Raw genomic sequence first — 12,949 nt, forward strand, 5'->3', positions numbered from 1 at the left:
AAAGTTAGCGTTACTAACGTAGTACGTGCAGAAATATTTGGACTCAACTTTCGTACAAAAATGAAATTCCAGATTCAGGGCAGTGTTGCAGTGGCGTTGCCGCCGCCGATCGGCGACAGCCTCATCGGGCTCGTGCTCGTCAACAACCTCATTCGGAATGGCTACCGTCCCATCGTGTTTGGCTGGGTAGCCGAGCAGCTCGAGGCCTGGTTTCCGCATATGACGGTCGGGTATCAGGCGGCGTATGCGGGCGCTTTCGATACGGTGATCGAACTGCGTCCGACCGAGTTCGGACCGATGCTGAGCCACACCGGCAAGACGTTTCGTCTGGCTGAACTGCCCGAATACGGCGGCGGGAAGCACATGGTCGATCGCATTGTCGATATCGCCGCGAATGTGTTCGGGTTGCGCGACGTGACGCATTCGAACGGCCTCGTCGTGCCGCCTGGCGTGCAGCGTGGCCGTTTCGCGGATCGTGTCGTGATCCATCCGACCGGCAGCCATCGGGAAAAAATGTGGAGCCGCGATAAGTTTCTCGCGCTCGCACACGAACTCAAACGCGCTCAGTTGCATCCGAGCTTTCTCGTTGCGCCCGGCGAGTTTGCCGCCTGGCGGGAAAGCACGGTGCAAGGGCACGAAGTTCACTCGCTGCCGCGACTCGAAGACGTGGCGATGTGGATTGCCGAGTCGGCGTGGTTCATCGGCAACGACTCGGGCTTGGGCCACCTCGCTTCATCGATCGGTGTCCCCACGCTCACGCTTTTCATGCGCCGCGGCCTCGCACGTACGTGGCACCCCTGCTGGGGACCCGGCCAGATCGTATTGCCGCCCAACGTCATACCGTTCGGCAATCTCAAGGAGCTGCTTTGGACGAAGCTGCTCAGCGTAAGCCGTGTGATGGCGCACTTTCAGGCGTTGCAGTCGCGCTCATGAGCACAAGCCGTACAAAGCGGCCCTGCTTGAAGTACTGGATCGGCCAATTTTAGAGGAGCGGATCCCGATGAAACTCGGTGTTTCCTGCAACGTCATGAAGCATAGCGGCGGCATGGAGCGCTACGCGAGAGATCTTGCGCGCGGCATTGCCGAGCGCGGCTTTCGACCCGCCTATTTCGCGCGGAAACTCGACCACGCGCTGCCTGAATATGCGATGGTCGAGCCGCATCGTATCAACGTGTCGTTTCTGCCGGGCAAACTGCGCGACGCCTGGTTCTCGTGGCGTCTGCGCAGCGCGAAGCGTGTAGCCGACGTGGACGTCATGATCGGCTGCAACCGTGTCGACAGTTCGGATATCGCAGTGTGTGGCGGCACCCATCGCGGGTTTCTCCGCGCAACAGGCCGCAGACTCAAGCTGACCGACCGTTGGCAGATTGCGCTGGAAGAGCGCCTCTATGCCAATGCGGCGATCATCCTCGCGCATTCACCGTTGATGCGTGACGAACTGATCGAACTGTACGGGATCGACGAAGCCAGAGTGCGCATCCTGCGTCCCCCGGTCGATACGGCGCGTTTCACGCCCGTCGATGCGGCTGCTCGTGCCGCGCTGCGCAAGCGGCTCGGTTTCCAGGACAACGAGTGCGTGTTGCTCTTTCCTTCGAGCAGTCATGTGCGCAAGGGACTCCCGCTCATCGAAGCCGCTGTGCGAGACTTGAAGGAACCCGTCGTCGTCGCAGTGGCGGGCCGCCCGGTGGCCAGTCTCTTGCCAAATGTGCGTTACATCGGCTTTCAGCGCGAAATCGAAGACTGTTATCGCGCGGCGGACTTCACGATCCTGGCTTCCGCCTATGAGCCTTTCGGGCTGGTGGGTATCGAATCCGTCATGTGTGGCACGCCGGTGATCATGCCGTCGACGATGGGGTGCTGCGATGTGATTGCGGCGCATGCGAAACACGTCTTCGAACGGGGAGATGTGCGATCGCTGCGCGAGACGATCAGGCGCGCAATCGCGAGCCGGCTTGGCGGAGAGAACCCCAACGAGAACGGGCAAGCCGTGCTCTACGACGCCAGCGTGGCCGGGCACGTCGACTCGCTGCTTTCGCTGGCCAGCCAGGTTCACACGGGGTGGAGTATCAGCCCGTTGGCGCCTTATGCGGCGCCGCTTCGGCGCTTGGTCTGAGCGCCGCTGCTATTGAGCGTTCACGTTGACCGCCACATCCACCTGATGCGCGCCCCCGCCAAGAATGACGCCGCGCAGGAGCGACACGTCGGTGTAATCGCGGCCGATGGCTAGCGTCACGTGGCCCTGATCGGCGAGCACGTCGTTGGTCGGATCGAGATCGATCCAGCCGGCTGACGATACTGACGGTGCAGACGGCGCCGAAGGCACGTAGAGCGATACCCACGCATGCGAGGCGTCCGCGCCGATCATCGGTTGGGCGCCTTCAGGCGGGTCGTTGCGCAGATAGCCGCTCACATAACGCACGGCGAGCCCGATCGAGCGCAGGCAGCCGATCATCACCTGGGCGAAGTCCTGACACACGCCGTGGCGCAGTTCGAAGGCGCGCGCGGCGGGTGTGTCGAACGACGTTGCCGAAGGACGGTACGCGAAATTGGCGTGGATGCGATGCATCAGGTCGATCGCGCCGGCCAGAACCGGGGCGCCGGGCGTGAAACTCTCCAGCGCGTAAGCACGCAATTCCGGCAGCAAGGTGATATTCGGCGAGGCGAAGCAAAATTCGGACTCCGCATGAAAGGCGCCGCCCGCCGTGTAACGCAGCATGCGCGCGACGTCTTCCCAGGCCGGCGTGCCGTCTGCGTCGAGCGTCGCGTAGCGCGGCGTGAGCAGTACGCTCGTCTCGCTCGTCATCTGCAAGTAGTCGTGCGGCGCGTCGAACGAGAAGTAAAGAACCTCGTTGCCGAAGGCGTCGCGGCGGATCGTCTGATACGACGGCGCGGGTTCGATACGCTCGCGATGCGCGAGCACGCGCTGCCACGGAAGGTCGAGCGGGCGGATGGTCGCGAGATGCTGCGCGGTCTCGACGAGCGTCGAATAGCGGTAGGTCGTGCGGTGCGTGACCGCGAGGCGCGTGCCGTTCATGACCAGACCTGTGCGGCGAGCGGCGCGGCGTGGCTGAACCAGCGCGCGCTGATCTCGTTCGACATCGCGGCCATGCGCTCGGCGAGACTGTCACACAGCGCGGTGAGCGCAGGATAGCGGCCGTCGTCGCCGGGCTCGCACAGCGCCTCCAGCGTCGGCAGTGCCTCGACGGGCGCGAGCTGCGAGGCGAACGGCTCGCGCTTGGGGCCGCGCGCCGCCTGGGCGATTTCGTCGAGCCGCGCCCGCAGCCGCGCGTAGACGCCGTAGAGGCCGCGCGGATTGGTCGGGTCGGTCACGATCACGTCGAGCAGGGCAGGCACTTCGAGTCGCCCCGGATACAGCGAGCGATACGTGAGCGTGCTGTCGAACAGTTGCAGCAGCACGTCGAAGCCCGCGGGCGTGGCGAGCGTGCGTTCGTGCGCGGCGATACGGAGCATGGTGGCCAACGCGGCCACGCGTTCGATATGGCGCCCCGCAAACAGCAAGCGCCAGGCTTCGTCGCGGGTCATGCGGTCGCCCTGGCAGCCGCTGATGGCGCTCAACTGCGTGGCGAGCGCATCGAGCGCGCCCATCAGCGCCATGCGGTCGTACGGCGTGGGACGCCTGAATTCGATTGCCGCTCCCTGACGCGCGGCCGCAGGCACGAGTGAAAGCGCCTGAAGCGCATCGCGGAAGTCGTTGCGCGAGGCGAGCACAGTGCGCCAGTGATCGTTCGACAGCCGGCCGCGAATCTCGCCGCACGCATACGCCTGGCTCGCGAGCGTGCGGCCGATGCCCGTTGCGCCGGCATTCTCGTGCAGATTGGCTACGAGTGAGCGCTCGAAGTCGTCGAGGCTGCGCCGGGCTTCGCTGACCGTGGCGGGCACGAGCCCGTTGGCGGCGGCCAGTTCGACGAAGGTGCCAAACAACTCTTCGGCGTCGCTGCCTTCGAGCGAACCGAGAATCAGCCTGCACAGGCGCACGCCGTTTTCGGCGCGCTCGCCATAACGCCCCGCCCAGAACAGGTTCTCCGCCGAGCGGCTCGGCACGCGGCGGCGCTCGCGGCGCAGTTCACCCGGCTTGATGGGGCTCGGCAGGAGCGTGAAGGTCGAACCGGGCTGGCTCGACAGCACCCAGGTATCCACGCTGCTGCCGCCCATCTGCATCGATACGGATTCCTGATGTTCGGCTGCCAGGCGCGTGAAGCCGCCAGGCAGCACACGCCAGCCGCATTCCTGGTCGGCAATCGCGTAGACGCGCAGCACGGCAGGCCGCGCGCCGAGCATGCCCGCACCGGCCTCGTAGCGCGGCGTGTAGCTGTAGCGCAGCGGCTGCTGGACCGTGAAGGCGTCGGGCAACTGCTCGATGCGCTCGCGCCAGTCGGCGAGCGTTTGCACGCCCGCGGCGAGTCCGGGCGGCGCGGACGACCCGTTCGCCGCGCCTGGCCACGTCGGCACGAGCAGCGCCTCGGGCACCTGCGCGAGCGCGTCGCGCCAGGCCGCGTCTTCGCCGCACCACCAGGTCGCGATGCCCGGCAGCGCAAGCTCCTCGCCGAGCAGCGCCTGCGCGATGCCTGGCATGAAGCCGTGCAGCGCAGGCGATTCGACGAAGCCCGCGCCGGGCACGTTCGAGACCATCACGTTGCCCGCGCGCATGACCTGCAGCAGGCCCGGCACGCCGATGGTCGAGTCGGCGCGTAGCTCGACCGGGTCGCAAAACGTATCGTCGAGGCGGCGCAACACGGCGTGCACGCGCTCCAGCCCGTCCAGCGTTTTAAGGTACAGCATGTCGTCGCGCACCGTGAGGTCCTTGCCCTCGACGAGCGTGAGTCCGAGGTAGCGCGCGAGGAACACGTGCTCGAAGTAAGTCTCGCTGAACGGCCCCGGCGTGAGCAGCACGATATGCGCAGACGCGCCGCTCACGCTGCGCTCGTCGGCGCTCATGATTGCGCGTGCGGCCGCCGCGAGCGTGGCGATGAGCTGCGAATAGGACGGTGCGAGACGGTGCACCCGCATGGTGCGAAACGGCTCGGCGAAGAGGCTCGAGACGATGAGCCGGTTTTCCAGCAGATAGCCGAGCCCCGAGGGCGCTTCCGTGCGGTGCGAGACGACGGTCCACTGGCCTTCGGGCGAGCGCGCGAGGTCGAGCGCGACGATTTGCAGATACTGGCGGTCGGGCGGCACGAAGCCTTTCACTGCGCGCAGATAGCCCGGGTGGCCGAACACCAGCGCGGGCGGCAGCAGGCCGCGCGCGAGCAGCGTTTGCGGCCCGTAGATATCGGCGACGATCTCGTTGAGCAGGCGCGCGCGCTGCGCGGCGCCGCGCTCGATCTGCGCCCATTCGGCTTCGTCGATGATGAACGGCAGCACGTCGAGCGCCCACGGCCGCGGTCCGCCCGAGTCCGCGTAGACGTTATAGGTGATGTCGTTCTCGCGCACCTGGCGCGCGACCGACGCCGCCGCGCCGTCGAATCCCGCCACGCCCGGCTTGCCGAGCAGCCCGAAGAACTGCCGCCACGGCTCGCGCAGCTCGCCTTCTGCCGTTTGCAGCTCGTCCCAGTGTCCGCCGCGCACCGGCAGCGTGCGCAGCGGCGCGCCCGCCTGCTCGTCGCTGGCGGAGGAATCGAATGGCAGGGTGGATTGGGTCGGCAAGATCGTGGGTCGTGGCAGCGCGCCTCACTCGCGAGGCGCGCTTTCGGTTAGGGCTCTTGACGGGTTATCGGCCGCAATCAGCCGCGGCGTAGATCCAGTGTGAACGGAAATTCGAGGCTGCGCTCGGGCGGCGCCACTTCCACGGGCCCAGGCGTGTGGCCGGTCGTGAAGAAGCGCGCGCGCCGCCGGCTCTCGGCCTCGTAGGCGTTGACGGGAAACGTCTGATAATTGCGGCCGCCCGGATGCGCAACATGATACTGGCATCCGCCGATCGCGCGAGCGTTCCAGGTGTCGACGATATCGACCGTGAGCGGCGCGTGCACACCGATGGTGGGATGCAGCGACGCCGCCTGCTGCCACGCGCGAAAGCGCACACCGGCTACGCTCTCGCTCACGCGTCCGGTCGGCTGAAGCGGCAGCGCGCGGCCGTTCACGGTCACGACGTGGCGGTTTTCGTTGATGCCGAGCACGCGCACTTCGAGCCGCTCCACCGAAGAATCGACATAGCGCACCGTCGTGCCGGCTCCGCCTTCTTCGCCCATCACGTGCCACGGTTCGAGCGCATGGCGCACCGAGAGCGCAATGCCGCTCGTCTGAAGTTCGCCGACCAGCGGGAAGCGGAATTCGAAGTGCGGTGCGAACCAGGCGGGATCGAGCGCGAATCCCGCTGCGGACGTTTCGGCGAGCACGTCGTCGAAATCCATCTGCACGAAGGTCGAGAGCATGAAGCGGTCGTGCAATTCGGTGCCCCAGCGCGTGAGGCGCTGCGTGTACGGCGTCTTCCAGAAGCGCGCGACGAGTGCACGCAGCAGCAGTTGCTGCGCGAGGCTCATGCGCGCGTGCGGCGGCATTTCGAAGCCGCGCAGCTCGAGCAGGCCGAGGCGGCCGGTCGGGCCGTCGGGCGAGTAGAGCTTGTCGATGCAGAACTCGGCGCGATGCGTGTTGCCGGTCACGTCGATGAGGATGTTGCGCAGCGTGCGGTCGATGAGCCAGGGCGGTACGCGCGGGCCGTCGTCGAAGGGGCTTCCGAAGCCGCGCAGCAGATCGACCTGACGCTGGATCTCGGCGAACGCGATTTCCAGTTCGTAGACCTGATCGTTGCGTGCTTCGTCCACGCGCGGTGCCTGGCTCGTTGGCCCGATGAAGAGCCCCGAAAACAGGTACGACAGCGACGGATGGTTGTGCCAGTAAGCAACGAGGCTGGCGAGCAGGTCGGGGCGGCGCAGGAACGGGCTGTCGGCGGGCGTGGCGCCGCCTAGCACAAGGTGATTGCCGCCGCCGGTGCCGGTATGCCGGCCGTCGAGCATGAACTTCTCGGTGGAGAGCAGCGTTTCGTGCGCGGCCTGATAGAGGAATTCGGTGCGCTCGACCAGTTCGTCCCAGTTCGACGACGGGTGGATGTTTACCTCGATCACGCCGGGGTCGGGCGTCACCTGGAGCATTTTCAGGCGCGGGTCGCGCGGCGGCGGATAGCCTTCGATCACGACGGGCAGCGCCAGGTCTGCAGCGGTGGCTTCGACGGCGGCCAGCAGGTCGAGGTAATCGTCGAGTTCGGCGAGCGGCGGCATGAATACGTGAAGCTGGCCTTGCGAGCGCCCAAAGGAGGCGGCTTCGGCTTTCGGCCCTGCGGCGCGCGCGGGGTCGCGTGCTTCGACGCACAGTGCGGTGCGGTGGAGCCAGGCGGCGGATTCGCCGCGCTCTGGGGGGCGGTTTGTTTCAGGTCCGTTCGCGCTTCCCGCATTTACCGCGTGCCGCGATTGCCCGCCGGCATCGAAGCCCGCCTCGTACTGCATCCGAAGTTCGGCCGCGCTGCGCAGCGGCGCCGGCGCGGCGAACGGATCGCGCGAGTGCTGCCACGGGTAGTCGCCCTCTGCGACCCACGGCAGCGAATCGAGCGGCAGACGGTAGCCCATCGGCGAGTCGCCGGGAATGAGGTACATGCGCTCGTCGCGGAAGAACCACGGACCGCTCACCCAGCGCGGGCCCTGCAGGGCGGGTTGGGTCGCAGGCTGCTCGTCGCGCGCGCACGCGAGCGGCAGCACGTAGCCGGTCACGGTGTCGAGGCCCGCGTGGAACAAGCGGCGCAGCCGCATGCGTTCCAGTTCGTCGTCGAGGCGCGAGTCGAACGGATCGACGTTCACGGGCAGGCGGCGCTCGCGCCACAGGTAATACCAGGTGTCCTCGTAACCGGGCTGCACGTGTTGTGGATCGACCGCGAGCTTCGCCGCGAGGTGCGCGATGAAGCGCTGCGCGTCAGCCGCCGTGTGATGGGTCGGCGAGCGCTCGTCGGCGAAGAGCGCGGGATCGCGCCAGCAGGGCTCGCCGTCCGCACGCCAGAAGAGCGAAAGCGCCCAGCGCGGCAACTGCTCGCCCGGATACCACTTGCCCTGGCCGATGTGCAGAAAGCCGAGCGCGCCGTAGTGCGCGCGCAGCTTGTCCATCAGCGCGATCGCGTAGCGGCGCTTGGTCGGCCCGAGCGCATCGGTGTTCCATTCGGGCGCGTCGCGGTCGCCCGCCGCCACGAAGGTCGGCTCGCCGCCCATCGTGAGGCGCACGTCATGGGCGGCGAGCGCGGCGTCCACCTGGACGCCCGTTGCGTGCATATCGGCCCATTGCGCTTCGGTGTAGGGCTTCGTCACACGCGGCGTTTCGAGCACGCGCGAGATCGACATCGAATGCGTGAACTCGACTTCGCATTCGTCGAGCGCGCCCGAAATCGGCGCCGCGCTGCCGGGCTCCGGCGTGCACGCCACCGGAATATGGCCTTCGCCCGCGAGCAGTCCCGAGGTCGGATCGAGCCCGATCCAGCCCGCGCCCGGCAGATAGACTTCGCACCAGGCGTGCAGGTCGGTGAAGTCGGCCTCGGCGCCGCGCGGGCCGTCGATCGCCTTGACGTCGGGCGTGAGTTGCAGCAGGTAGCCCGACACGAAGCGCGCCGCGAGCCCGAGCTGACGCAGCGTCTGCACGAGCAGCCAGCCCGTGTCGCGGCACGAGCCGGAGCCTTTCTCCAGCGTTTCTTCGGGCGTCTGCACGCCCGGCTCCATGCGGATCAGGTAGCCGATCTCGTGTTGCAGGCGCTGGTTCAGATCGACGAGGAAGTCGATGGTGCGCGGCGGCGGGGACGGCGTACGGTCGATCGTCTCGACGAACGCGGCGAAACGCGGCGTCGGCTCGCTGTGCGCCAGATATGGCGCAAGCTCCGCGGCAAGTTCGGGCGCGTACGTGAACGGAAAGCGCTCGGCGCTCGGTTCGAGAAAGAAGTCGAACGGGTTGTAGACCGCCATTTCCGCGACCAGATCGATCGTGACGCGGAATTCGCGCGTCGGCTCGGGAAACGCGAGCCGCGCCTGATAGTTGGCGAACGGGTCCTGCTGCCAGTTGACGAAATGACCGGCGGGCTCCACGCGCATCGAGTACGAGAGGATAGGCGTGCGGCAGTGCGGCGCGGGGCGCAGGCGCACCACGTGAGGCGCGAGGCGCACGAGCCGGTCATAGCGATACTGCGTGACATGGTTTAACGCGACACGGATGGACACACCCGACTCCTCGATCGACGTGGATGGAACGGCGGAAAAGGCGCACGGCGCAGCGCGCCTATGATGCGCATGGCAAAAGTGCAGGATGTGACAGCGGCGGCCGCGCGAGGGCGAGGCACGCGGCGTGCTGCGCGGGGCACAGCGGAACGCGCGGCCATCACAGGAATGCGGCAATGAAGACCTTTCACTGCGATCAGTGCAATCAGCTGGTGTTTTTCGAAAACGAGCGCTGCGGGCGATGCGAGGCGCGACTGGGTTATGTGCCGCAGACGGGCGAGATGCACGCGTTCGAGGATGCAGGCGAGGGCCGCTGGGGCAGCCTGAATGCGCAAGCTCAAGGCGCGCTCTTTCGCCAGTGCCACAACTACGCGATCGAAAATGTCTGCAACGGCATGATCCCGGCCGATTGCGAGGACACGCTGTGCCGCGCCTGCCAGTTCACGCTCACGATTCCCGACCTCTCGCGGCCCGAGAACCGCCTTTACTGGTATCGCCTCGAAACGGCCAAGCGGCGCCTGCTCTACACGCTGGGGGCGCTCGGTCTGCCGCTCGTCACGCGCGTCGAAGACCCGGAACATGGCCTGCAATTCGAGTTTCTCGAGGAGACGGGCGATGGCCAGCGCATCATGACGGGCCACGATCACGGGCTCATCACGATGAACATCGCCGAGGCCGATGACGCACATCGCGAGCGCACGCGCGTTTCGCTGCACGAGCCGTATCGCACCTTGCTGGGGCATTTTCGCCACGAGGTCGGCCACTACTATTTCGATCGTCTCATCGCGCAGGAGCCGACGGGCCGTTGGCTCGAACCGTTTCGCCGTCGCTTCGGCGACGAGCGCGCCGACTATGCCGCCGCGCTTGCCGCGCATTACGCCGACGGCCCCGCGCCCGACTGGGCCGAGCGCCACGTGAGCGCGTATGCGTCGGTGCATCCGTGGGAGGACTGGGCCGAGACGTGGGCGCATTACCTGCATATCGTCGATACGCTCGACACGGCGACGGCCTGCGGCCTCGCGCTGCTGCCCGAAAGCCCCGACGAGCCCACGCTGGTCGACCAGACGCCGGTGGACGAGGCGAGCTTCGACAGCCTGATGGCGCGCTGGTTTCCGCTGACCTACGCGCTCAACAGCCTGAACCGCAGCCTCGGCATGCCCGACGGCTATCCGTTCGCGCTGGCTTCGCCCGTCATCGACAAGTTGCGCTTCGTTCATCGCGTGATCTCGGCTTCGTCTTCGCGGTCGTGAAGGCCCACGCGCCGCGCGAGTTCGTTGCTGTGCCCGCTCAGCGCTCCAGCACCCAGGTGTCCTTCGTGCCGCCGCCCTGCGAGGAATTGACCACGAGCGAGCCCTCGCGCAGCGCGACCCGCGTGAGCCCGCCCGGCACCATGCGCACTTCCTTGCCGGAGAGCACGAACGGACGCAAGTCGATGTGGCGCGGTGCGACGCCCGTTTCGACCCACGTCGGGCAGGTGGAAAGGGAGAGCGTGGGCTGCGCGATGTACTTGTCCGGGTTCGCAATGAGCGCTGCGCGAAACGCCTCGATCTCGGCACGCGTGGCAGCGGGACCGATCAGCATGCCGTAGCCGCCCGCGCCGTGCGTTTCCTTTACGACCAGTTCCGGCAGATGGTCGAGCACGTAGCGCAGGTCGTCGGGTTTGCGGCACATCCACGTGGGCACGTTCTTGAGCAGCGGTTCCTCGCCCAGATAGAAGCGCACCATGTCGGGCACGTAGGGGTAGATCGACTTGTCGTCGGCGACGCCCGTGCCCACCGCGTTGCACAGCGTCACGTTGCCCTTGCGGTAGACGTTCATGAGGCCCGCGGCGCCGAGTGTCGAGTCGGAGCGGAAGACGTGCGGATCGAGAAAGTCGTCGTCCACGCGCCGGTAGATCACGTCCACGCGCTGCGGGCCCTTCGTGGTGCGCATATAGAGGTGATCGTTCTCGACGAACAGGTCCTGGCCTTCCACGAGCTCGATGCCCATTTGCTGCGCGAGGAACGCGTGCTCGAAGTAGGCCGAGTTGTACATGCCCGGCGTGAGCAGCACGACCGTCGGGTTGTCGGTGCCGGGCGGCGCGGCGGCGCGCAGCGTGTCGAGCAGCAGGTCGGGGTAGTGCGCAACAGGCGCCACGCGATTGCGCACGAACAGATCGGGAAAGAGCCGCATCATCATCTTGCGGTTTTCCAGCATGTACGAGACGCCGGAGGGCACGCGCAGGTTGTCCTCGAGCACGTAGAACTCGCCCTCGGCGGCGCGCACGATATCGATGCCCGCGATATGCGCATAGATGTCGTGCGCGACATGCACGCCCTGCATCTCGGGGCGGTACTGCGCATTGCGCAGGATCTGGTCGGCGGGCACGATGCCGCGCTTGACGATCTCCTGATCGTGATAAATGTCGTGGATGAAGCGGTTGAGCGCGTTCACGCGCTGGCGCAGTCCGCGCTCGAGCGTGTTCCACTCCTGGCGCTGGAAGATGCGCGGTATGACGTCGAAGGGGATCGTGCGTTAGGTGCCCGCGCCCGTTACGTCCTTTTCGCCATAAACGGCGAAGGTGATGCCCACACGCCGGAAGATGGCATCGGCTTCCGTGCGCTTCTTGAGCATCTGCTGCTCGCTCTGCCTGCGCATCCAGGCGAAGAATTCACGGTAGTGGGCGCGCGGCTCGCCGGCCTGCGTGAACGCCGTGGCCGCCAGGCCCCGAACGTCGAAATCCCCGTGCTCGAACATCTCGTTGAAGAATGTTGGCTTCATATGCGTTTTCCGTTCGCTGCTTTATTGCGCTCGTTTCTTCGAGTTTCTTCGCGCCGTTTCTTCGTACTGTTCGGTGATCGGGCTGCAAGGGGCCAATGCAACTTCCATGCCGATGCCAGGGGCCCGGCGCGCGCGATGTTGGTGCACGGGGACGCTCAGAACTCCATATCGAGTTCGTCGATGTCCTCGGTTTCCGACTGGGCCGCCGCGATCCATTCAGCGACGTAAGGCTGCTTGAGCACGCGCATGCAGTAGTCGCCGATGTCGGGGTCGATCGGCACGTCATACGTGAGCAGGCGCGTGACGACGGGCGCATACATCGCATCGGCCGCGCCGATCTCGCCAAAGAGCCAGGGCCCACCATACTTCTGCAGACATTCGCGCCAGATAGTCACGATGCGCGCGATGTCGTCCTGCGCGCGCGACCAGACGCGAAAGTTCGGAAAGTGGCCGCGCAGGTTCATCGGCAGTGCGGAGCGCAATGCGCTGAAGCCCGAATGCATTTCCCCGCACACCGAGCGGCAGTGCGCGCGCGCCGTGCGGTCGGCGGGCAACAGTTGCGCCTGCGGCTGGATCTCGTTGAGGTATTCGCAGATCGCGAGCGTGTCCCAGACCGTGATGCCGTCGTGGCGCAGGCAGGGAACGAGAATCGAAGGCGAGAGCAGCAGCAGTTCGGCGCGCGTGGCCGCGTCGTCGAGCGGCACCGTCACCGTGTCGAATTCGAGTCCTGCGAGTCTGGCGAGGAGCCAGCCGCGCATGGACCACGACGAATAGTTCCGGCTGCTGATCGTCAGGGTCGTATTCGTCTGACTCATGGGAAGCTCCTGAACGGTGAGGACATGGCTGCGAGCAGTGTGACGGTCATAAGGCCGCATGCACCGAATGCGCGCATCGCGCCTGCATGCACCGCTCGCGCCGATTCGACGCACTACATTGCGGCATGCAGGAAGGCAACGCCGCCGCTTCCTGCCGAGCGCCCGCGCCCGGCAGCC

7 protein-coding genes and 1 pseudogene are annotated in these 12,949 nt (G+C 66.4%); 3 read left to right on the forward strand and 5 right to left on the reverse strand.

Translation table 11 applies throughout. The features are described 5' to 3' along the window. Positions 1–60: 60 nt before the first annotated feature. Together E1N52_RS12430 and E1N52_RS12435 are read left to right on the forward strand one after the other, a co-directional pair. Positions 61–933 (forward strand): glycosyltransferase family 9 protein, encoded by an 873-nt coding sequence (locus E1N52_RS12430; protein ID WP_133183087.1) that lies wholly within the window; start codon positions 61–63, stop codon positions 931–933. Between the two features lie 67 nt (positions 934–1,000). Further along, positions 1,001–2,113 (forward strand): glycosyltransferase family 4 protein, encoded by a 1,113-nt coding sequence (locus E1N52_RS12435; protein ID WP_133183088.1) that lies wholly within the window; start codon positions 1,001–1,003, stop codon positions 2,111–2,113. Positions 2,114–2,122: 9 nt separating this feature from the next. Here E1N52_RS12435 and E1N52_RS12440 read toward each other — a convergent pair whose 3' ends face one another. From E1N52_RS12440 to E1N52_RS12450, 3 genes are all read right to left on the reverse strand, one after another. Then, positions 2,123–3,034 carry a transglutaminase family protein gene (locus E1N52_RS12440; protein ID WP_133183089.1) on the reverse strand — a complete coding sequence of 304 codons (912 nt, stop codon included), beginning with the start codon at positions 3,032–3,034 and terminating at the stop codon, positions 2,123–2,125. Further along, a complete protein-coding gene (locus E1N52_RS12445) occupies positions 3,031–5,664 on the reverse strand; it encodes a circularly permuted type 2 ATP-grasp protein (protein WP_133183090.1) in 2,634 nt (877 codons plus the stop codon). Before E1N52_RS12445 ends, E1N52_RS12440 begins: the two co-directional genes overlap by 4 nt. A gap of 77 nt (positions 5,665–5,741) precedes the next feature. Then, positions 5,742–9,200 carry a transglutaminase family protein gene (locus tag E1N52_RS12450; protein ID WP_133183091.1) on the reverse strand — a complete coding sequence of 1,153 codons (3,459 nt, stop codon included), beginning with the start codon at positions 9,198–9,200 and terminating at the stop codon, positions 5,742–5,744. Between the two features lie 173 nt (positions 9,201–9,373). Between E1N52_RS12450 and E1N52_RS12455 the strand changes: the two genes are divergently transcribed. Beyond that, positions 9,374–10,447 carry a zinc-binding metallopeptidase family protein gene (locus E1N52_RS12455; protein WP_133183092.1) on the forward strand — a complete coding sequence of 358 codons (1,074 nt, stop codon included), beginning with the start codon at positions 9,374–9,376 and terminating at the stop codon, positions 10,445–10,447. Positions 10,448–10,484: 37 nt separating this feature from the next. On the opposite strand, the pseudogene E1N52_RS12460 reads toward E1N52_RS12455, so the two are convergent. Together E1N52_RS12460 and E1N52_RS12465 are read right to left on the reverse strand one after the other, a co-directional pair. Then, positions 10,485–11,957: pseudogene (locus E1N52_RS12460) on the reverse strand (circularly permuted type 2 ATP-grasp protein). A 155-nt stretch (positions 11,958–12,112) separates the two neighbouring features. Then, complete coding sequence (locus E1N52_RS12465) at positions 12,113–12,772, reverse strand: glutathione S-transferase family protein (RefSeq protein ID WP_069263162.1); 660 nt, start codon at positions 12,770–12,772, stop codon at positions 12,113–12,115. Positions 12,773–12,949 lie beyond the last annotated feature (177 nt).

Source organism: Paraburkholderia guartelaensis, from assembly GCF_004353905.1.
Classification (GTDB): domain Bacteria; phylum Pseudomonadota; class Gammaproteobacteria; order Burkholderiales; family Burkholderiaceae; genus Paraburkholderia; species Paraburkholderia guartelaensis.

Bases quoted from the DNA above. Each gene is read 5' to 3' on its own strand.
- E1N52_RS12455 (WP_133183092.1), top strand. From the start codon at position 9,374: ATGAAGACCTTTCACTGCGATCAGTGCAATCAGCTGGTGTTTTTCGAA.
- E1N52_RS12430 (WP_133183087.1), top strand. From the start codon at position 61: ATGAAATTCCAGATTCAGGGCAGTGTTGCAGTGGCGTTGCCGCCGCCG.
- E1N52_RS12435 (WP_133183088.1), top strand. From the start codon at position 1,001: ATGAAACTCGGTGTTTCCTGCAACGTCATGAAGCATAGCGGCGGCATG.
- E1N52_RS12440 (WP_133183089.1), bottom strand. From the start codon at position 3,034: ATGAACGGCACGCGCCTCGCGGTCACGCACCGCACGACCTACCGCTAT.
- E1N52_RS12465 (WP_069263162.1), bottom strand. From the start codon at position 12,772: ATGAGTCAGACGAATACGACCCTGACGATCAGCAGCCGGAACTATTCG.